22 protein-coding genes are annotated in these 19,013 nt (G+C 54.8%); 13 read left to right on the plus strand and 9 right to left on the minus strand.

All coding sequences use genetic code 11. The annotated features are described in order from the left end of the window. Positions 1–12: 12 nt before the first annotated feature. Complete coding sequence (locus ABJF76_RS16210; protein WP_413820457.1) at positions 13–1,611, minus strand: phosphoenolpyruvate carboxykinase; 1,599 nt, start codon at positions 1,609–1,611, stop codon at positions 13–15. Positions 1,612–1,710: 99 nt separating this feature from the next. On the opposite strand from ABJF76_RS16210, the gene ABJF76_RS16215 reads away from it, so the two are divergent. Genes ABJF76_RS16215 through ABJF76_RS16250 form a run of 8 tightly spaced genes read left to right on the plus strand, consistent with a single transcriptional unit; the run spans position 1,711 to position 7,307 of the window. Beyond that, positions 1,711–1,929, plus strand: coding sequence for a hypothetical protein (locus ABJF76_RS16215; RefSeq protein ID WP_413820458.1), 219 nt, complete (start codon positions 1,711–1,713; stop codon positions 1,927–1,929). A 30-nt stretch (positions 1,930–1,959) separates the two neighbouring features. Then, positions 1,960–2,661: a response regulator transcription factor gene (locus ABJF76_RS16220; protein ID WP_413820459.1), complete on the plus strand. Its 702-nt coding sequence runs from the start codon at positions 1,960–1,962 to the stop codon at positions 2,659–2,661. Positions 2,662–2,705: 44 nt separating this feature from the next. Next, positions 2,706–4,394, plus strand: coding sequence for a sensor N-terminal transmembrane domain-containing protein (locus ABJF76_RS16225; RefSeq protein WP_413820460.1), 1,689 nt, complete (start codon positions 2,706–2,708; stop codon positions 4,392–4,394). A 6-nt stretch (positions 4,395–4,400) separates the two neighbouring features. After that, positions 4,401–4,826, plus strand: a complete 426-nt coding sequence (locus tag ABJF76_RS16230) for an HPr kinase/phosphorylase (protein WP_413820461.1) — start codon at positions 4,401–4,403, stop codon at positions 4,824–4,826. Beyond that, entirely contained in the window at positions 4,823–5,716 is an 894-nt protein-coding gene (rapZ, locus tag ABJF76_RS16235; RefSeq protein WP_413820462.1) for an RNase adapter RapZ, read from the plus strand. Before ABJF76_RS16230 ends, rapZ begins: the two co-directional genes overlap by 4 nt. 2 nt (positions 5,717–5,718) lie before the next feature. Continuing rightward, the gene (locus ABJF76_RS16240) at positions 5,719–6,114 is read left to right on the plus strand and encodes a PTS sugar transporter subunit IIA (RefSeq protein ID WP_413820463.1); all 396 of its coding nucleotides are present in this window, start codon (positions 5,719–5,721) and stop codon (positions 6,112–6,114) included. 2 nt (positions 6,115–6,116) lie between these two features. Next, positions 6,117–6,386, plus strand: coding sequence for an HPr family phosphocarrier protein (locus ABJF76_RS16245; protein ID WP_413820464.1), 270 nt, complete (start codon positions 6,117–6,119; stop codon positions 6,384–6,386). A 42-nt stretch (positions 6,387–6,428) separates the two neighbouring features. After that, complete coding sequence (locus ABJF76_RS16250) at positions 6,429–7,307, plus strand: lysophospholipid acyltransferase family protein (RefSeq protein WP_413820465.1); 879 nt, start codon at positions 6,429–6,431, stop codon at positions 7,305–7,307. A gap of 65 nt (positions 7,308–7,372) precedes the next feature. Here ABJF76_RS16250 and ABJF76_RS16255 read toward each other — a convergent pair whose 3' ends face one another. Beyond that, positions 7,373–8,248 (minus strand): 3-hydroxybutyryl-CoA dehydrogenase, encoded by an 876-nt coding sequence (locus ABJF76_RS16255; RefSeq protein WP_413820466.1) that lies wholly within the window; start codon positions 8,246–8,248, stop codon positions 7,373–7,375. A gap of 150 nt (positions 8,249–8,398) precedes the next feature. Here ABJF76_RS16255 and ABJF76_RS16260 point away from each other — a divergent pair, with 150 nt between their 5' ends. Further along, entirely contained in the window at positions 8,399–9,220 is an 822-nt protein-coding gene (locus tag ABJF76_RS16260) for a DUF6473 family protein (RefSeq protein WP_413820467.1), read from the plus strand. Between the two features lie 57 nt (positions 9,221–9,277). Here the strand turns inward: ABJF76_RS16260 and ABJF76_RS16265 are convergent, their stop codons facing one another. The 6 genes from ABJF76_RS16265 to ABJF76_RS16290 all read right to left on the minus strand — a co-directional run bounded on the left by ABJF76_RS16265 (position 9,278) and on the right by ABJF76_RS16290 (position 13,498). Beyond that, the gene (locus ABJF76_RS16265) at positions 9,278–10,204 is read right to left on the minus strand and encodes an electron transfer flavoprotein subunit alpha/FixB family protein (RefSeq protein WP_413820468.1); all 927 of its coding nucleotides are present in this window, start codon (positions 10,202–10,204) and stop codon (positions 9,278–9,280) included. Beyond that, positions 10,204–10,962: an electron transfer flavoprotein subunit beta/FixA family protein gene (locus ABJF76_RS16270; protein WP_413820469.1), complete on the minus strand. Its 759-nt coding sequence runs from the start codon at positions 10,960–10,962 to the stop codon at positions 10,204–10,206. Before ABJF76_RS16270 ends, ABJF76_RS16265 begins: the two co-directional genes overlap by 1 nt. Before the next feature lie 168 nt (positions 10,963–11,130). After that, on the minus strand, positions 11,131–11,706 hold the full coding sequence (locus ABJF76_RS16275; RefSeq protein ID WP_413820470.1) for a cob(I)yrinic acid a,c-diamide adenosyltransferase: 576 nt from the start codon (positions 11,704–11,706) through the stop codon (positions 11,131–11,133). Positions 11,707–11,709: 3 nt separating this feature from the next. Beyond that, positions 11,710–11,919: a twin transmembrane helix small protein gene (locus tag ABJF76_RS16280; protein ID WP_413820471.1), complete on the minus strand. Its 210-nt coding sequence runs from the start codon at positions 11,917–11,919 to the stop codon at positions 11,710–11,712. Between the two features lie 75 nt (positions 11,920–11,994). Further along, positions 11,995–12,825, minus strand: coding sequence for an SDR family oxidoreductase (locus ABJF76_RS16285; protein WP_413820472.1), 831 nt, complete (start codon positions 12,823–12,825; stop codon positions 11,995–11,997). Positions 12,826–12,886: 61 nt separating this feature from the next. Further along, entirely contained in the window at positions 12,887–13,498 is a 612-nt protein-coding gene (locus ABJF76_RS16290) for an SH3 domain-containing protein (protein WP_413820473.1), read from the minus strand. A 236-nt stretch (positions 13,499–13,734) separates the two neighbouring features. Here ABJF76_RS16290 and ABJF76_RS16295 point away from each other — a divergent pair, with 236 nt between their 5' ends. Next, entirely contained in the window at positions 13,735–16,029 is a 2,295-nt protein-coding gene (locus ABJF76_RS16295; RefSeq protein ID WP_413820474.1) for a DNA topoisomerase IV subunit A, read from the plus strand. Between the two features lie 27 nt (positions 16,030–16,056). On the opposite strand, the gene ABJF76_RS16300 is transcribed toward ABJF76_RS16295, so the two are convergent. Further along, complete coding sequence (locus tag ABJF76_RS16300) at positions 16,057–17,421, minus strand: cytochrome P450 (protein ID WP_413820475.1); 1,365 nt, start codon at positions 17,419–17,421, stop codon at positions 16,057–16,059. A 111-nt stretch (positions 17,422–17,532) separates the two neighbouring features. Here ABJF76_RS16300 and ABJF76_RS16305 point away from each other — a divergent pair, with 111 nt between their 5' ends. The 3 genes from ABJF76_RS16305 to ABJF76_RS16315 all read left to right on the plus strand — a co-directional run. Beyond that, positions 17,533–18,117: a hypothetical protein gene (locus tag ABJF76_RS16305; RefSeq protein ID WP_413820476.1), complete on the plus strand. Its 585-nt coding sequence runs from the start codon at positions 17,533–17,535 to the stop codon at positions 18,115–18,117. Positions 18,118–18,144: 27 nt separating this feature from the next. Further along, the gene (locus tag ABJF76_RS16310) at positions 18,145–18,723 is read left to right on the plus strand and encodes a hypothetical protein (RefSeq protein ID WP_413820477.1); all 579 of its coding nucleotides are present in this window, start codon (positions 18,145–18,147) and stop codon (positions 18,721–18,723) included. A gap of 149 nt (positions 18,724–18,872) precedes the next feature. Continuing rightward, on the plus strand, positions 18,873–19,013 hold a 141-nt coding region (locus ABJF76_RS16315), incomplete at its 3' end, for a GTP-binding protein (RefSeq protein ID WP_413819269.1).

The following is a 19,013-nucleotide window of genomic DNA, read 5'->3' on the forward strand; positions in this document are numbered from 1 at the left end:
GGGCACCGCCCATCATCCGATAGCGGCGGCCCTCACATCCTCATCGATATGCGGCAGGTATTGTTCGAAGTTGTCTGAGAACATATCGACCAATTTGTTTGCCTGCCGGTCATAGGCATCGCCATTGTCCCATGTTCGGCGCGGGTCCAGCAAAATATCGGCCACGCCCGGCACGGACACTGGAACGTCAAAGCCGAAATTGGCGTCCTTGCGGAATTCTCCCGCTGCCAAGGTTCCATCCATTGCTGCTGTTAATAACGCACGCGTGGCGCGAATTGGCATCCGGCTGCCAGTGCCATAAGCACCACCTGTCCACCCGGTGTTCACCAACCAGCAGGATGCGCCATGTTTGGCGATCTTGTTTTGTAGCAGCTTGCCATACTCTTCGGGGCGGCGCGGCATGAAGGGTGCGCCAAAGCAGGTGGAAAATGTCGGTTGCGGTTCGGTCACACCGCGCTCTGTTCCGGCAACCTTGGCCGTAAATCCGGACAAAAAGTGATACATCGCCTGCGCCGGTGTAAGCCGCGCAATGGGCGGAAGAACCCCAAAGGCGTCACAGGTCAGCATGATGATGTTCTTGGGGTGGCCGCCAAGCGCCGATGTGGACGCATTCGAAATGTAATGCAGCGGGTAGGCGCAGCGCATGTTTGCCGTCAAGCTGTCGTCTTCGAAATCCAGGTCTTTGGTGTCGGGATCAAACACCATGTTTTCGATAACCGTTCCGAATTTCTGTGTCGTGGCATAGATTTCCGGCTCTGCGTCGGCATTCAAGTTGATGGTTTTGGCATAGCAACCGCCTTCAAAGTTGAAGGTGCCTCGGTCGGACCAGCCATGTTCATCGTCGCCAATCAACGTGCGTCCGGGATCTGCGGACAGGGTCGTCTTTCCGGTTCCGGACAGGCCAAAGAAAACGGTCGTGTCGACGGGATTGCCATGGGCGTGGTTGGCCGAGCAGTGCATAGGCATGACGCCGCGCTCTGGCAACAAGTAGTTCAGCAGGGTGAATACAGATTTTTTATTTTCGCCTGCGTATTCTGTTCCGCCGATCAGGATCAGTTTGCGATCAAAGTTCATCGCGATCACGGTTTCGGAACGGCAGTCATGCCGGGCTGGATCAGCTTGAAAGGATGGGCAATTGATGACTGTGAAATCGGCCATGAAATCAGCGATATCGTCAGCATCGGGTCGGCGAAGCAAATGGCGGATGAACAAGCTATGCCAAGCCATCTCTGTCACCATGCGCACATTGATCGCATATGACGGGTCGGCGCCCCCCACCAAATCTTGCACGAAATAGTCGCGCCCCTTCATGTGGGTCAACATATCTTCATAAAGCGCATCAAACCCCGCAGGCGACATGGCGGCGTTGTTGTCCCACCAAATATGGTCGGCCACGCTTGGGGTATTTACGATATGTTTGTCTTTGGGCGATCGACCTGTGAACTTTCCTGTTGTCACAAGAAATGCGCCGCCTTTGCCCAATGTGCCTTCCTTGCGGGCTAAGGCACATTCAATCAGGGCGGGTTCAATCAAGTTGTAATAAACATTGCCGAGGCCCTCGATTCCTTGATCTTTCAGTCGGAACTGTGGGTTCACCCGTCCAATTGTCATTTGAATTCTCCTGATACCGCATTTTGGCGTTTCGTGTGTAAAGGTGCCCAGTGAACCGCCTCGAACAAGGCCTCACCGCACCGGTGCCGAGGACATAACATGCAGATTCATAAGGGGAATAGGCAGTTGGGCGACGTTAGCGCCACCATCGCAAACGATTGCGCAAACATTTGCGGGCAGGAGGGTGGTGCAATGAAAATGTGCGGCAATTTAGCCATTCCTAATCATTTTCTGGCGACAGTAAGGCGGCAATTCATGGGTGATTCGCACTTATCCATTGATTCGACGGGCCAAAAGCTGGACAATGATGGAAAATAAATAAAAACGAGCAGTATAAGGAAACAGGCAATGTCAAGGATTGCATTGGTGGATGACGACAGGAATATCCTGACGTCGGTATCTATGACGCTTGAAGCTGAAGGCTTTGAGGTGGAAACATATAACGATGGGCAGGCGGCGTTAGATGCGTTCAACAAGCGCCTTCCGGACATGGCTGTGCTGGACATCAAGATGCCACGCATGGACGGCATGGATTTGTTGCAGCGCTTGCGCCAGAAGACGACGATGCCGGTGATTTTCCTGACGTCTAAGGACGATGAAATCGACGAGGTTTTGGGCTTGCGCATGGGGGCCGACGACTACGTGAAAAAGCCGTTTTCTCAACGGCTTCTGGTTGAACGCATCCGCGCGCTGCTGCGCCGTCAGGATGCTGTGGCAACGGACGAGGTAGGTACCACCGAAGAAACCAAGGTGATGGATCGCGGCGATCTGCGTATGGATCCTTTGCGCCACGCCGTCGCCTGGAAGGGCAAAGATGTGTCGCTAACCGTGACGGAATTCCTGTTGTTGCAAGCGCTTGCGCAACGGCCCGGTTTCGTTAAGTCACGCGACCAACTGATGGACGTGGCCTATGACGACCAAGTTTATGTAGATGACCGTACAATCGACAGTCACATCAAACGTTTGCGCAAGAAGATGCGCACTGCGGATGATACGTTCTCTGCGATTGAGACGCTCTATGGTATCGGTTACCGTTACAACGAAGAATAAACGCGCCAGTTTTGGCACTGACCAAGGGGACCAACGTGCGGGACATGAGCACCCCACCATCGCATGACGGGGACGTCGTTCTTGGGGAAGACTGGGTTGCGCCAGAAACCGCAGCCTCGTCCGAACTGCAAGACGACCGTGCTCGGCGCGGTCTGTTTTCGTTGCGCACATCGCCTTTGGCGCGCAAAATCATTACGTTTAATCTGATCGCCCTTAACGTTCTCGTTGCGGGCATTTTGTATTTGAATTCCACACGTGACAGTCTGGCTGTGCAGCGTATCGCTGCTCTTGTGGCCGAGGCCGAACTGGTTGCAGACGTGATCGAAGCGAAGTTGCCATTGGGCGCTCCGGTTAATCTTGCGACGGGCGATGGCATCGATGTGGATGCAACCCTAGCGGAATTGGATTTGCGCCGTGGGCACGAGGTTTTCGTGTTTGATGTCACCGACAATCTGGTTGCGAATAGCGAGGGGACTCTTGCCCCGTTGCAGCCGGCTCCGTCCCCCGGTGAAGATCTGGCGCCGCTGACGGATGGGCTAAGCTGGCTATGGAACATCATATCCGGCCCATTTGCCGCCGAAAAAGAAGCGCCCCCCTCGATGGAGGAGCAGCTTAAGCCTTTGGTGGCTGGCTCTTTAAATGGTGAAACGCAGGTTAGCGAAGGATTGGACGGCGCAGGTGGCACTTTGTTCAGTGTCGTGACGCCTGTTCAGCAGGGTGGGACTGCCGTCGGCGTCGTCGCTTTGATGAGCGCATCAGGTGAAATTGATGCGACGGTCCGGAGCGAGCGCGAGCGGGTCCTGCAGATGTTTGTCATCGCGACGCTGGTGTCTATCGGTCTGAGCCTTGTGTTGGCTTCTACAATCGCCAACCCATTGGCTGATCTTGCCGCTGCGGCCGAATTGGGGCGTGATAAGAATGCCAAAAAGGTTAATCCGGGGCGCATCCGCATTCCCGATTTGACGGGGCGACCGGATGAAATCGGACGATTATCTGGCGCATTACGTGGGATGATCTCGGCACTTTATAATCGTATCGATGGCAACGAACAGTTTGCAGCCGATGTCGCGCATGAAATCAAAAACCCGCTGGCCTCGTTACGCTCGGCCGTTGGTACGTTGCACATGGTTAAACGAGATGACCAACGCAAAAAACTGCTGGATGTGATTGACCATGATGTGCGTCGCCTTGACCGTCTAGTGAGCGACATATCAAACGCGTCGCGGCTCGACAGCGAATTGGTCAAGGAAGAAGAAGAAGCGTTCAACTTGTTGCATATGTTGGGTAATCTTAGCCAATATTTGGGCGAAGATGCTAAAGGAAAAGGCATCGAATTCATATCGGACCTGCCCGAAACTTCGATCGAAGTTCAAGGCCTTGAGGCCCGGCTTGCGCAGGTCTTTGTGAACCTTATCACGAACGCTATTTCTTTCTGCGAAGATGGGGACGCTATCCGTATCTGGGCTCGTAAACGCGAAAACCGTGTGTTGGTCGTTATCGAAGATACCGGTCCTGGTATCCCAAATCAGGCGTTGACCAAGATTTTCAAACGCTTCTATTCACAACGCCCAGATGAGCATTTTGGAAATAACTCTGGTCTTGGTCTCGCGATTTCAAAGCAGATTGTCGAAGCGCATGGCGGTGTGATCTGGGCGGAAAATATCCGCCCGACAGATGCTGACATTACTTCTGAACCGCTGGGCGCACGTTTTGTCGTAGGTTTGCCGGTCTGACCTGAGATGAATGACCAAATGCACGTGCATGCAACGGCCGTCGCTTTGGATGATATGGGTGTTTTGATAACTGGGACCTCTGGGCGCGGAAAATCGTCGTTGGCTTTGCAGCTGATGGCTTTGGGCTGTCAACTGATTGCGGATGATCAAACGATACTCACCCGACGCGGGGACGTGCTTTGGGCGTCCGCACCTGAGACCATCAAAGGATTGATCGAAGCGCGTGGCGTGGGAATATTGAAGGCGAAAACCACCGAGGCAGAGATTGTTCTTGTCATCAATCTGGACCAAACAGAAACAGAACGACTGCCACAGTCGCGAAAATTGGAGTTTTTGGGTCTGTACCGTCAGTCCCTGAACAAAGTAGACAACCCGGCGTGGCCGGCAGCAATTCTTCAGTATTTGAAGGGTGCGAGACAGGAACCGACATGAGCGTAGCCGAACATACTCCCGACGCCTGCCGCTTTGTTTTGGTGACCGGTCCGTCCGGCGCGGGCAGGTCAAGCGCTATCCGAGCGTTAGAAGACCTGGGCTATGAAGCGATCGACAATATGCCATTGCGTCTGATCGGCGACTTGTTGAAAAATCCAATCCCGGACAAGCCTGTGGCGATGGGAATTGACCCCCGCAACCGGGATTTTTCTGTTGCGTCGGTCATGGATGCGCTTGGGCAAATCGGTTCTGTTCCTGGATTGATGGCGGAGCTGTTGTATCTGGATTGCCGCACTGATGTGCTATTGAACCGGTTTTCGGAAACCCGTCGTCGCCATCCATTGGCAGAGGCTGACCGAGTCGAGGCTGGCGTACAGCGCGAATTAGAACTGCTTAGCCCACTTCGGGCCTGCGCGGACATCCTAATCGACACCTCAAATTTGAACGTCCATCAACTGCGCGCTGAGGTGGAGCATTGGTTTTCCAAAGGTGATCACAGCCAATTGTCGGTGTCCGTGCAAAGCTTTAGTTACAAACGTGGATTGCCGCGTTCGGTTGACATGGTGTTTGATTGCCGCTTCCTGAAAAACCCGTATTGGGAACCCAAGTTGCGAAATCACACGGGCCAAGACGCAGCTGTGCGCGATCATATCCGCAGTGACCCGCGCGCCAGTGAATTTGAAACAAAACTGCTCGATATGATGCTGTGGCTGTTGCCAGCCTACCTCGCGGAAGGCAAATCGCACCTATCAGTGGCTTTGGGCTGTACGGGCGGGCAACATCGTTCCGTTGCAATGGCCGAAACCTTGGGTGCAGCCCTTGCAGAGCACGGCTGGCAGGTGTCTATTCGCCACCGAGAACTGGATCGCCAAAAACGCGAAGAGGTTTAAGTTTGATTGGCATTGTGATTGTTGCCCACGGAGGGCTTGCTGGGGAATACCTGCGTGCCATCGAGCATGTCGTAGGGCCGCAATCAGGCATGCGCGCCATTGCCATTGAATCGGATCACGATCGCACACGTAAAGAAGTTGAGATTTGCGAAGCCGCCGACGACGTCGATACAGGCGACGGCGTTGTTATGGTGACAGATTTGTTTGGCGGTTCACCTTCCAACTTAAGCTTAATGGCCTGCCGACCAAAGAACCGGCGCATACTCTATGGTGCAAACTTGCCCATGTTGTTGAAACTTGCAAAAAGCCGCCAACTGGACGTGACCGATGCAGTGCGTTTGGCTCTGGATGCGGGTAAGAAATACATAGACAGTCAAAACATAAGTGCAGACAAATAGTTATGGCTCAATTCACAGTCGAAATCATCAACATTAAGGGCTTGCACGCGCGTGCCTCGGCTAAGCTTGTCGAGGTTGTCGAGGCGTTTGACGCCCGGGCCGTCATCAACAGGGATGGCATGACTGCATCAGGCGACAGCATTATGGGGCTTTTGATGTTGGCAGCGTCGATTGGAAGTTTTATTGACATCGAAACTTCGGGTCCGGATGCAGATGCATTGGCCGAGGCGCTTACTGCTTTGGTGGCAGATAAGTTCGGGGAAGAGGCCTGAACCGTTACGGTGCGGCATGTTAACGTTAAAGAGGTGACACCCTTGGTCGACAGCACGAGAGACACGGCCAATGTGACTGAACCGGAAACGGTCAGTTTTGCCAAATATGATAGGCGGAGCTTGTCATATGCCTCGACTTTTAAAGATCCTTGGAAAGCCGTCTTTATCCGTGTGATGGAAGCCTTCACTGGCAAAATCACTATTTTGCGTTTGATCCGCAAGTTTGAACGCCGGGGCGCTCCGACTGGGCAAGCCTTTTGGCGGGCGGCACTGGACGTGATGGGGATCGAATTGACGACCCCACAAGATCAATTGGATCGTATCCCCAAAGAGGGTCCGGTGATCGTTGTTGCAAACCACCCGCATGGCATGGTGGATGGCATGATTTTTGCCGACCTTATTGGTCGCGTGCGACCTGACTATAGAATTTTGACGCGGTCCTTGCTGACCGCGATCGACGAAGTGGCTGGCGGATACATGATCCCTGTGCCTTTTCCGCATGACCAAGATGCGCAGCGTAAAGGCGTTGAAATGCGTGCCAACGCGATGGCGCATTTGAAAGCGGGCGGCGTGGTTGCGCTGTTTCCGTCAGGTGGTGTCGCGGCGTCTGAAACATGGTGGGGCGATGCCGTCGAAGGGGAATGGTCTGCGTTTACAGCGCAATTGATCCGCCGTTCTGGTGCAACTGTCGTGCCGATGAAGTTTCCCGGTCAAAACAGCCGAGCATATCAGATTGCAAATCGGATATCGCCTATGTTGCGTCAGGGGCTATTGCTGCACGAGATCGTGTTTTCGCTAAACAAACCTCAGGGGCCGATTGTGGGGCATCCTTTGCCGCAGGAAGATGTCGAGAAATGGAACGGCGATCCCAGAGGGTTCATGGCTTGGCTGCGCGAGCATACGCTTAAGTTGGATGGCTGACATCCGCCTCGGGCGGAAAATGTCATATTTTCGGGCCGTTTTCCGACACGGAAAACGCTCCGCCGCTATCGCGTCGGAACCGGGACTTCGCCCCGGTAGTCATAAAATCCGCGTTGAGTTTTACGCCCTAGCCACCCAGCTTCAACATATTTGGTTAGAAGCGGACAAGGCCGATATTTGGTGTCTGCCAACCCGTCATGCAAGACATTCATAATTGCCAGACATGTGTCTAAACCGATGAAGTCTGCCAACTCTAATGGCCCCATAGGGTGGTTGGCGCCTAGTTTCAGAGACGAATCGATTGAAGACACAGATCCCACGCCTTCGTAGAGGGTATAAACGGCCTCATTTATCATCGGCATCAGTATTCGATTGACGATAAAGGCAGGAAAATCTTCTGCAGTCGCCGCCGTCTTACCCAACTTATCGACAACCGCCTTGCAGGCTTCAAACGTTTCACTGTCCGTGGCGATCCCACGAATCAATTCGACCAATTGCATGACGGGAACAGGGTTCATGAAGTGAAAACCCATAAACTTCTCGGGGCGGTCCGTGCGGCTGGCCAGACGGGTAATCGAAATCGAAGAGGTATTCGAAGTCAGGATCGTTGATGGTTTGAGGTGTGGCAGTAACTCGTCGAAAATCGCTTGCTTCACGGTCTCGCGTTCTGTTGCGGCCTCGATGATCAGGTCATTCTGTCCCAAGTCGCCCAATGTCGTCGTTGTAGTTATGCGCGCCATTGCAGCTGCTTTAGTTGCGGCGCTGATCTTTTCTCGGCTGACCTGACGTTCAAGATTGCGATCAATTGTGTGTATAGCCGCATTCAGCGTGTCACTTGAGATGTCGTTTAGCATCACTTCATAGCCGGCAAGCGCCATAACATGTGCAATTCCATTGCCCATTTGCCCCGCGCCAACGATTCCAACGGATTGAATGTCCATAACGACCCCTATGAGAAACGCCGCATCATAAGGGCAGGGCGCATGCGGGGGCAAGTGTTGCCGTTGTCTCAAAATCGTCATGTTTGGTTAGGGAAATGGCAAACCTCTTGTGCGAAATTGCCTTTGGGTAATCTAAAGAGAGTGGGAATTATGAGTTATGACGCATTACGTCCGGGGGGACTCGATTATTTGCCATGTAGATATGGCAATTCGAAGGTTCTGTTTCGTGGCCCAAAGCGCGCGATAGACAAGCCGTTTGTTGCTTTTTTTGGCGGAACAACGACTTACGGAAAATTCATTCAATCGCCGTTCCCTGCCGTCGTCGAATCTGACCTGGGTATGACCTGTGTGAACTTCGGCAGCGTGAACGGTGGGGTCGATGTGTTCGCTACGGATGCATATTTGCGCGAAGTCACAACAATTGCGCGCGCCACTGTGATACAAATCACTAGCCCGCGTAATATGTCCAATCGCTTTTACCGGGTGCACCCGCGTCGCAATGATCGCTTTGTTGAGGCGTCGCCGCTGTTACGTGCCATCTATCGGGATGTGGATTTTGCAGAGTTTAACTTTACCAATCACATGCTGACGCGTCTTTTGACAGTTTCACCGGAACGTTTTCAACCGGTTGTCGACGAATTGCGCACTGCTTGGATTGCGCGGATGCGGCTGGTTCTTGGTCAAATTTCGGGCAAGTCAATCCTGCTGTGGGCCAGCGAATTTAGTCCAGAAAATGTTGGTAACGACGTCAACTCCGACCCGGCGTTTATCACCCGTGACATGTTGGATCAGGTCATCCCCTTGGCGACAGAGTATGTCGAAGTTGTCGCCCCGGATGCTGCACAGGATGCGAATACAGATGGCATGGTCTTGTCCGAGTTGGATATGCCGGCAGCACGCAAAATGTTAGGTCCGCAGGTCCATAGAGACATTGCAAAGAAACTGACGCCTATTCTTAAGCCGTTGCTTTAAAATAAAAAGGCCCGCTGCATCGCTGCTGCGGGCCTTTTTTGCACTTTGTTTCTTAAATCAAAGCTTTTCGATCAGTTCCGGCACCGCGGTAAACAGGTCAGCAACCAAACCGTAATCGGCAACTTGGAAAATTGGTGCTTCTTCGTCTTTGTTGATCGCAACAATGATCTTGCTGTCTTTCATACCGGCAAGGTGCTGAATCGCACCTGAAATACCGACTGCGACGTAAAGATCAGGTGCGACGACCTTGCCCGTTTGGCCCACTTGCCAGTCGTTCGGTGCATAGCCCGAATCGACCGCTGCGCGTGATGCGCCTACGGCTGCACCCAGTTTGTCCGCCAGCTTTTCAATCAGCGCAAAGTCATCTTCTGATCCAACACCGCGTCCACCGGATACGACGACGCCTGCCGACGTTAATTCTGGACGATCCGAGGCGGCGACTTTGTCCTCGACCCATGACGACAAGGCCGGATCGGCTGCCGCTGCAATGTTCTCGACCGAAGCAGAGCCACCGGTTGCGGCTGCATCGAAAGTCGATGTGCGGAAGGTGATGACCTTTTTGCCATCGCCAGATTTCACAGTCTGGATCGCATTGCCTGCATAGATCGGTCGTTCAAACGTGTTGGCATCGATCACCGCTGTCGCATCCGAGATCACCATCGCATCAAGCAAGGCGGCGACGCGTGGCATGACGTTTTTGGCGTCTGTCGTTGCGGGGGCGACGATGTGATCATAATCGCCAGAAAGCGACACAATCAGATCAGACACAGGTTCGGCCAAACGCTTGCCATAAAGCGCGTCTTCGGCGCACAGCACCTTGGACACACCGGCAATTGTCGCGGCTTCGGTGGCGGCATCAGCACAGGTGGCACCTGCCGCCAGAACGACAATATCGCCCAATGCAGCACTTGCCGTCACAGCTTTGGCTGTGGCGTCCATTGCCAAAACACCGTCGTTGATTTCTGCCAGAAGAAGTACAGCCATTACACAGCCCCCGCTTCTTTAAGTTTCTCTACAAGTTCATCCACTGAACCCACTTTGATGCCTGCGGAACGCGCTTCTGGTTCGGTCGTTTTCACAACTTCCAGACGCGGTGCGGGATCAACGCCATAGTCGGCCGCTGTCTTTTCATCCAAAGGCTTTTTCTTGGCCTTCATGATGTTGGGCAGTGACGCATAACGTGGTTCGTTCAAGCGCAAGTCCACGGTGATGATCGTGGGCATGTTGACCTCAATCGTTTGCAAACCGCCGTCCACTTCGCGCGTGACTTTGGTTTTGTCGCCAGCGATCTCGACTTCGGAGGCAAAGGTTGCTTGGCTCCAGCCCATCAGGGCGGACAGCATTTGGCCGGTGGCGTTCATGTCGTTGTCGATCGCCTGTTTGCCGCACAGCACAAGGCCGGGCTGTTCTTCGTCGACGACACCCTTGAGGATCTTTGCAACTGCAAGCGGTTCGATGTCTGTGTGTACATCATCTGCCGCAATCACAAGAATTGCGCGATCCGCACCCATGGCCAAAGCGGTACGCAACGTTTCCTGCGCCTGCTTGACGCCAATCGAGACGGCGATGATTTCTTCGGCCTGTCCGGCTTCTTTCAAACGGATCGCCTGTTCGACGGCGATTTCGTCAAAGGGGTTCATCGACATTTTTACGTTCGCGAGATCCACACCCGATCCGTCCGCTTTGACGCGCACTTTCACGTTGTAGTCGATCACGCGTTTGACGGGCACAAGCACCTTCATGAGCGTTCCTCTCTTAAATTAACGACTCGTCCTACCTTGAAAGATAGGTGATCCCGTTTGGTTTACCCAACCCATCGCGGCTGAAACAGGACAAAATCGTCACGTCACGGTTCAGGGACGCCGCGTTTGACCTTGATGTGAGACGAAAGTTACCCAAAAGGCCGCCGTTTAGTCGCGATTTGCCCCCGGAATCCATAACACATCATCTTTGCCACCGTTGTTGGCGATGCGCGCGGCGACAAAAAACCAATCGCTTAATCGGTTTAGGTATTTCACGGCGGCGGCATTCACGGTTTCCATCGCGGCCAATTCAACGGCCAACCGTTCAGCCCGCCGTGCAACCGTGCGGCACACATGCAAGTGCGCAGACAACGCCGACCCGCCCGGCAGAATAAAGCTGCGCAGCGGTTCAAGTGCGTCGTTCATCGCGTCGATTTCGCTTTCTAGGCGCGCCACTTGGGTGTCGGCCATGCGCAGGGGCGGGTATTCGGCATCGGCGTCTTTTTCCATATCGGGGCGGCACAGGTCTGCGCCTAGATCGAACAGATCGTTTTGAATACGGCTTAGGGCTGCGTCCACATTGCCTGTGGCCTCAAGGCGCGCCACGCCCACAAAGCAATTCAATTCATCCGAAGTACCATAGGCCGTGACGCGCATGTCGTGTTTGGCAACGCGCGAGCCATTGCCGAGGGCGGTTTCGCCCGCATCGCCGGTTTTTGTGTAAATCTTGTTCAGAACAACCATTGCTTATTCCCCTCCGCTTTGGCGCAAAAATACATAGGCTATGATCAGCAGAACGGCCACGAATTGCGCCCCAATCCGGTAACGCATCAACTTGTTGGCGTTGTTTTTTGCCCAACCCGACCCTTTGGCAAAGCCGCCAAGGCCCAACAGCAACACCACCACGACGGCCACACTGGCCAGCATGATCAGAATAAAAAGCGGGTCCTGGGTCATATCGTTTTTCAGTCCTTGTTATCTTGTACGACAGATGTAGCGGAGCACGGCCCAAAAGCGAGCCGCAAAGTTGACCTAGGCCTTAGCCAACACCCAATCCAAAGCGCGCGTGGGCAGAATGCGGCGCAGTGCCGCCATGATATAGGTCGGCGTGGTCACAAAATAACGCGGGCGCGGGCGCGGCGATTCAAGCGCATGGCGCAGTTTTTTCACCACCGCCTCGGGGGGTAGTTCGAATGGGTCGGGGCCGTTGTCTTTGTACAGTTTCGCGCGCAGCTTGGTGCGATATTGTTCGGCGCGGGGCGACGCTTCCCAATCGATCCAGTGTTCGAAATGCGAAATGGCATTGGTGCGGAATTTGCTGGTCACGGGGCCGGGTTCGATCAGAACGATATGAATAGGGGTGTCGCGCATTTCGATGCGCATCGTGTCAGTCAGCCCCTCAAGCGCGTATTTTGTGCTGTTGTAGGCGGCGCGCCATGGCATCGTGACAAAGCCCAAAACAGATGAGCATTGCACAATTCGCCCATGTCCCTGTTTTCGCATCACGGGGATGATGGCGCGGGTTAATTCGTGCCAGCCGAAAAAGTTGGCCTCAAAAATCGCGCGCAACGAGTCTGTGGGCAAATCTTCGGCCGCGCCGGGCATGCCGTAAGCACCATTGTTAAATAGGGCGTCCAGCGTGCCACCTGTCGCGTCTAACACTTCGGCAAGGCCTGCTTTGATTGTCGTGTCGTTGGCATAATCGATCAGGGGGCTTTCAAACCCTTCTGCGCGCAGGCGGGCGCAGTCGTCGGCCTTGCGGCAAGATGCGAACACTCGCCACCCTGCGTCGCGCAAGCCAATGGCGGATGCATAGCCGATTCCGGATGAACACCCGGTGATAAGGATAGATTTGTCAGTCATATGTCGCGCCCTTGTCTGTTGGGCGCAGGTTTAGTCACGCTTGAGCGCGTGATACAACTGTTCAGCCGTTGCTCAGCAGGAAATCCGCCATCCAGCCAGCAGTGCCGCCGCCCACAGGGCGCATCTGTACCCAACCGTTGCCGGGGTCTTGCAGGATCTCGACTTGGTCGCCACGTGTCAGACGGTTGACGACCGAAAAGTCTGTGCCGGGGCCACCGCGTACGTTCACGCTGTTGCCGGTGACGGCACGCACATCAAAGTCGCCGGACGCGGTATCAGTGTCGGCATCGTTTCCAAAGTCCACACGCGTGATCACCGGACGGTCCACGATCAGGCTAGGCAAAATGATTGTCGGTTCTTCTTCGCTGACGCCGTTTGTGGTCGCCACTTCTTCGGCCTTCGGCGTCGCCTTGGCAGGTATCGTGCGCAAAGCATCGGTCCGAGAATCAGCCTCGTCGACTGTTGTCAGGTTAAGCGCAACGCGGGTCACGTTTTCAGGAACGGGCGCGTTGGTCCATGCGACGTCCGCCGTGTCCAATGGTTGCTGCGTGATTTCGCTCGGGGCATCGATGCGGGCAAGACGCGTTTCTTCTTTATCAAAGTCAGCGCCACCGCTCATTTGATAGAAGGCGACTGCCAAAAAAGCAAAAGTGACCAAGATAAAGCGCATCATGACAAGTAGTCCCCAAACATACACAGCCCCACCGTCACTGTTTCATATCGTTGACGGCATAAAGAATTTCTAACAGAGTTGTTCTTTTCGGGCACTGGTAAACTGAGGAATTTTTTCCCCGTAGCGGGGTTTTGTTGTGTCAGCGCAACGGCGTTGGGGGCTGAAACGACATTGAGGGTCACATAAAGCGGTCTTGAACGCTTGTCGCATCAAAGCGCGCCCGTTACACAGCATCTATGTCAGATGAGCTCGATGCCCCCAACATGAACCCGTCCGAACCGTTGCGCCGTGCGCTTGGTGATCGGTATCTGACCTATGCGTTGTCCACGATTATGCATCGGGCTTTGCCGGATGCACGCGATGGGCTGAAGCCCGTGCACCGCCGCATCCTTTATGCCATGCGCGAATTGCGACTGGCCTCGGGCGGAGGATTCCGCAAATCAGCTAAGATTTCTGGCGATGTGATGGGCAACTATCACCCGCACGGGGACGCTGCGATTTATGATGCCATGGCCCGGCTGGCCCAAGACTTCAACGTACGCTATCCGTTGGTTGACGGGCAGGGCAACTTTGGCAACATCGATGGCGATAACCCCGCCGCGTCGCGCTATACCGAAGCGCGCATGACCGCCGTAGCCGAAGCGCTGCTGGATGGGTTGACCGAAAACGCCGTTGATTTCCGCGAAAATTATGACGGTACCTTAACCGAACCGGCTGTCCTGCCTGCGCAGTTCCCGAATCTGCTGGCCAACGGATCAAGCGGTATCGCGGTCGGTATGGCTACCAATATTCCGCCACATAACATTGCCGAACTGTGTGACGCCTGTCTGCATCTGATCAAGACGCCAGATGCACGCGATGATACGCTACTGAATTTCGTGCCGGGCCCGGATTTTCCGACAGGCGGCATCATTGTCGAACCTGCCGATCAAATTGCGCAGGCCTACCGCACCGGCAAGGGCGGGTTCCGCCTGCGCTGTCGGTACGAGGTCGAAGACATGGGGCGTGGTCAGTGGCAAATCGTTGTCACTGAAATTCCTTATCAAGTTCAAAAGTCCAAGCTGATCGAAAAGCTGGCTGAACTGATCCAAACCAAAAAGATCCCGATTCTGGCTGACGTGCGCGACGAATCTGCTGACGACATCCGCCTTGTGCTGGAACCGCGTTCGAAAAATGTCGACCCCGATGTGCTGATGGGAATGCTGTATCGCAATTCCGACCTTGAAGTGCGCTTTTCGCTGAACCTGAATGTGTTGATCGATGGGGTCACGCCCAAGGTCTGCTCGATGAAGGAAGTGCTGCGCGCGTTCCTTGATTTCCGTCGCGAGGTGTTGATCCGTCGTTCTGAACATCGGATGGAAAAAATCGACCACCGTCTTGAGGTCTTGGAAGGGTTGATTGTCGCTTTCCTTAACCTTGATCGTGTCATCGATATCATCCGCTATGACGACGACCCAAAGGCCGGGTTGATGCGCGAAGATTGGTCCTTGGATCATCCTCGCGCCATGAACGAAGCAGACTATGTCACTCCCGGCCCAAGCGAAGGCGATCTTAGCGATGTGCAGGCCGAAGCGATCCTCAACATGCGTTTGCGATCTTTGCGCCGCCTCGAAGAGGTCGAGTTGCTGCGCGAGCAGACGGCTCTTTTGGAAGAACGCGCCGGGCTCGAAGATTTGTTGGAAAACGAAGGCGTGCAGTGGACCGCGATTTCCGAGCAATTGAAAGCGACCAAGAAACAGTTTGGTAAGGATTGGGCGGGCGGCGCACGTCGTTCCACTTTCGCCGAAGCGGGCGCAATCGAAGACGTCCCGCTTGAGGCCATGATCGACCGTGAGCCGATTACAGTGGTGTGCAGTGATATGGGCTGGATTCGCGCGATGACCGGCCACATCGATTTGACGCGCGAACTAAAATTCAAAGACGGCGACGGCCCACGCTTTACCTTCCATGCGGAAACTACGGACCGTTTGATTGTCGTGGGCAACAATGGGCGTTTTTATACGTTGTCGGCGTCTAATTTGCCGGGCGGTCGCGGTATGGGCGAACCGCTGCGCTTGATGATCGACTTGCCCAATGATGTGCAAATCCATTCCATTTTGATCCACAAACCGGGGCGCAAGCTGCTTGTGGGCTCAAGCGCGGGTGACGGTTTTGTGGTTCCCGAGGACGAGGTGATTGCACAGACGCGTTCGGGTAAACACGTTTTGAATGTACGTGGCGATGTGGCCTTGTCGGTGTGTAAACCTGTGATCGGTGACAGTGTCGCTGTGGTGGGTGAAAACCGTAAAGTGTTGGTGTTTGGCTTAGATGAACTGCCCGAAATGGCACGTGGCAAGGGCGTGCGGCTGCAAAAATACAAAGACGGCGGCCTAAGCGATGCGACGACATTCACCCGCGCCGAGGGCCTGAGCTGGAGCGACCCGGCCGGGCGCACCCGCACGGAAACCGAACTGGCAGAGTGGCAAGGTAAACGTGCTGGGGCAGGGCGCATGGCGCCGCGTGGTTTCCCTCGGGACAACAAATTCAACTAACGACAAACGGTCGGCGCTGATGGGCCGCTAGACGGGTTCGGCTGTTAACCAAACGCCGCCATCCGGGCGCAACGTAAGGATCATCACGGGTTCCGGGTCGCGCCCCGGCACGGGTTTGACCTTGAAGCGGGACAGCATCGTGGCAAGGATGATCACTGCCTCTTGCAGCGCGAAAGATGCCCCAATGCAAATGCGCGGCCCGTCTCCGAACGGCAGATAGGCATAGCGATCAACCGCCTTTGGGTCTGCAAAACGATCAGGGCGGAACGCGTCCGGATCATCCCACAACACCTTTGAACGGTGCAGCGCATAGATCGGCAACATTACGGTGTCGCCTTTGCGAATTGCACGCCCACATAGCACGTCGTTTGCCATCGCAGTGCGTGAAACCACACCGGCGGGCGGATAAAGGCGCAACGCTTCGTCGATAATTTGGCGGATCAAGGGCAGCTGTTTGACGTCCTCGCCAGTGGCGGCGCGGCCTTGCAGGACCGATTGCGCTTCGGCCCGGGCGGCGTCCTGCACGTCTTGATCAAAGGCGACCAGATACATGGACCACGCCAGCGTGAGCGCGGTTGTTTCGTGCCCGGCCACGATAAACGTCAGCAAGTTGTCTCGAAGCTCGGCCGTGTTCATTTTACGGCCCGATTTGGGATCTTCACCGCCCAGCAACAAATCCAATAGGTCGGGCACATCGCCGGGACCACGGGCCGCGCGATCTTCGATGGCGCGGTCGGCGACGGATTTCATGTCGCGCATGGCCTTTCCGGACATCACCCGCCCGGGGCGCGGCACCCAATCGGGTGCGCCCAGAATATCGAACAACGAAATTTTGCCAGCTTCCGATATGTAGTCATCAATAGCGTTGTGCACGCCGTCGCGGTCAAACGTATCCCCACCGGAAAATGTGACATCCGCGATAACGTCAAAGGTGGTCGTGACCATCTCGTCTAGGAAGTTAACGGCGCGTGGGCCCGCCGTTGCAACGCGGTCGGTCGCACGTTCTGCCGCAGCTGTCATAATGGGCGCAAGGTTCATCATATTACGATGTGTGAACACTGGGGCCGCAGTGCGTCGTTGCCAACGCCAATGCGCACCTTCGGCCACGAACAGTGAATCGCCGATGGCAGGTTTCAGCAGGTTCTTTGTCACAAGGGACTTGGGGTAATTATCTAACTTATCCAAAAGCATCTGACGAATGGCGCCGGGGTCCATCACCATGTGCCATCGTTTGCCGGTTCGCCCCGAAACCATTGGCTGCGTCGTTGCGACCTCTGGGATAATGCGCAGCACGTTGGTACGCGCCATGGCAAGGCTTTTCCACATTCCCCAAGGTTCGTTCACCAAAGGAACACGGACGGGCAGGCGGGGGGGCATGGCGGTGTCAGACATTTTGACCTCCTTCGGTTGCAAGCAACATATATGCCCGACGGTATCGAGCGCAATTGCACCGACGTCGCACCTGCGTTATCCCGATGAGCAACGAAATAGGAGTGTACGGTGATGATGCGTTTGTGTCTGGGCATGATGATGATGGTATTGGTCGCTGCCTGTAGCAGCACCGCTGATCTTAAAGACGCGCCTGTGCCGCTTGGCGATTTCAGACTAGAGCACAACATCGTTGTCGCCTCTGAAGTGCAACGCAGCCCGGTCAGTCGGAAAGCCACCGAGGAACAGCTAACCGAATCCGTGCGCGCCGCCATCGCGGAACGTTTTGGCCGCTACACTGGTGAAAGCCGCTATCATTTTGGCATTTCGGTCGAAGGGTATGCCTTGGCACCTCCGGGCATTCCGCTGGTTTTGGCTCCTAAGTCCGCGATGATCCTAAATGTGACTGTTTGGGACGATGCGGCCGGCAAGAAATTGAACGACAAACCGAAACAGATCACTGTTTTGGAAACCTTCGGGACTGCCCCTATCATCGGTACCGGCTTTACAATGACAGCCGAAGAACAACTGACTGAACTGAGCCAAAACGCGGCCAAGGCGATTGAACGCTATCTTGTGCGCCAGCAAAGCGAAGAAGGTTGGTTCGTCCCTGATACTCCGGTGGACGTTGCCGATGGCGCCGCACCCGCCGCCAGCTAAGCTTGACCTGAAAACTAGGAGCAGAATATGCCTACCGTTTCGAAAAAGGCCCTTGGTTTTGGGCGACGTTCTGGTGTTGCGATTAAGCTGCGACTGCTTCTGGCAGGGCTTTTTTGCGCTGGGCTTGCGGCCTGCGATACACCATCGATTCGCACCGAGGGAGATACCACGGCGTTGAACGTTCAGGCGGTGACTGTGGACGCATCGGGGCTTTCTACGGGGGTCGAAGGGCGTGCGCTAAGTGTCTCGACACAACAGCTTGAAGCAGATTTCACGACTGCGGTTTCGGCGGCGTTGGCTTCGAAAAGTAACCCTGATGGGCGCGCTGTCAAAGTGGATGTAAGGCTAGAGCAAGTGCGTCTTGCCCCACCTGCGGAACGGATCGTTGCTGGCACAAGTTCCGCGACGGGCATAGTCACAGTGACAGATATCAATTCGGGCGCAATCGTAGTGCCGTCGTCTCGGGTTGTTGGAAATACTGAAAATTTCCGTGGCGTGTCTGTTATTGGGCTGGCCACGACGCCCAGTATCGAAAACGACTACAAGGGCACTGTGAATGGTTTCGCCAATTCAACACGCCAAGCGTTGTTTGGGCCGGACGGATAACGCGCCTGCGTCGCTGCCTTCGGGGCGTAACTTTGCGGGAAGATATCAGTCCGGAAACGCTTGATTTCTTCACTCGTTCGCAATAAATGCGCCGCCATGTAAATCCGGGGCGCGCGCCCCGCTCAGATTGAAAAGGGCGTCGTATAATTATGGCAAAGGAAAAGTTTGAACGTAACAAACCGCACGTTAACATTGGCACGATTGGCCACGTTGACCACGGTAAGACAACGCTGACAGCGGCGATCACGAAGTATTTCGGTGATTTCCAAGCGTATGACCAGATTGATGGC

This window comes from Tateyamaria sp. (genome assembly GCF_039940735.1).
GTDB lineage: Bacteria > Pseudomonadota > Alphaproteobacteria > Rhodobacterales > Rhodobacteraceae > Tateyamaria.

What these genes read in the sequence shown, in the direction of transcription:
- ABJF76_RS16255 (WP_413820466.1), bottom strand. Translation starts at nt 8,248, where the DNA reads ATGGACATTCAATCCGTTGGAATCGTTGGCGCGGGGCAAATGGGCAAT.
- ABJF76_RS16210 (WP_413820457.1), bottom strand. Translation starts at nt 1,611, where the DNA reads ATGACAATTGGACGGGTGAACCCACAGTTCCGACTGAAAGATCAAGGA.
- ABJF76_RS16230 (WP_413820461.1), top strand. Translation starts at nt 4,401, where the DNA reads ATGAATGACCAAATGCACGTGCATGCAACGGCCGTCGCTTTGGATGAT.
- ABJF76_RS16260 (WP_413820467.1), top strand. Translation starts at nt 8,399, where the DNA reads ATGAGTTATGACGCATTACGTCCGGGGGGACTCGATTATTTGCCATGT.
- ABJF76_RS16290 (WP_413820473.1), bottom strand. Translation starts at nt 13,498, where the DNA reads ATGATGCGCTTTATCTTGGTCACTTTTGCTTTTTTGGCAGTCGCCTTC.
- ABJF76_RS16245 (WP_413820464.1), top strand. Translation starts at nt 6,117, where the DNA reads ATGGCTCAATTCACAGTCGAAATCATCAACATTAAGGGCTTGCACGCG.
- ABJF76_RS16305 (WP_413820476.1), top strand. Translation starts at nt 17,533, where the DNA reads ATGATGCGTTTGTGTCTGGGCATGATGATGATGGTATTGGTCGCTGCC.
- rapZ (WP_413820462.1), top strand. Translation starts at nt 4,823, where the DNA reads ATGAGCGTAGCCGAACATACTCCCGACGCCTGCCGCTTTGTTTTGGTG.
- ABJF76_RS16220 (WP_413820459.1), top strand. Translation starts at nt 1,960, where the DNA reads ATGTCAAGGATTGCATTGGTGGATGACGACAGGAATATCCTGACGTCG.
- ABJF76_RS16225 (WP_413820460.1), top strand. Translation starts at nt 2,706, where the DNA reads ATGAGCACCCCACCATCGCATGACGGGGACGTCGTTCTTGGGGAAGAC.
- ABJF76_RS16280 (WP_413820471.1), bottom strand. Translation starts at nt 11,919, where the DNA reads ATGACCCAGGACCCGCTTTTTATTCTGATCATGCTGGCCAGTGTGGCC.
- ABJF76_RS16275 (WP_413820470.1), bottom strand. Translation starts at nt 11,706, where the DNA reads ATGGTTGTTCTGAACAAGATTTACACAAAAACCGGCGATGCGGGCGAA.
- ABJF76_RS16265 (WP_413820468.1), bottom strand. Translation starts at nt 10,204, where the DNA reads ATGGCTGTACTTCTTCTGGCAGAAATCAACGACGGTGTTTTGGCAATG.
- ABJF76_RS16285 (WP_413820472.1), bottom strand. Translation starts at nt 12,825, where the DNA reads ATGACTGACAAATCTATCCTTATCACCGGGTGTTCATCCGGAATCGGC.
- ABJF76_RS16310 (WP_413820477.1), top strand. Translation starts at nt 18,145, where the DNA reads ATGCCTACCGTTTCGAAAAAGGCCCTTGGTTTTGGGCGACGTTCTGGT.
- ABJF76_RS16295 (WP_413820474.1), top strand. Translation starts at nt 13,735, where the DNA reads ATGTCAGATGAGCTCGATGCCCCCAACATGAACCCGTCCGAACCGTTG.
- ABJF76_RS16215 (WP_413820458.1), top strand. Translation starts at nt 1,711, where the DNA reads ATGCAGATTCATAAGGGGAATAGGCAGTTGGGCGACGTTAGCGCCACC.
- ABJF76_RS16270 (WP_413820469.1), bottom strand. Translation starts at nt 10,962, where the DNA reads ATGAAGGTGCTTGTGCCCGTCAAACGCGTGATCGACTACAACGTGAAA.
- ABJF76_RS16300 (WP_413820475.1), bottom strand. Translation starts at nt 17,421, where the DNA reads ATGTCTGACACCGCCATGCCCCCCCGCCTGCCCGTCCGTGTTCCTTTG.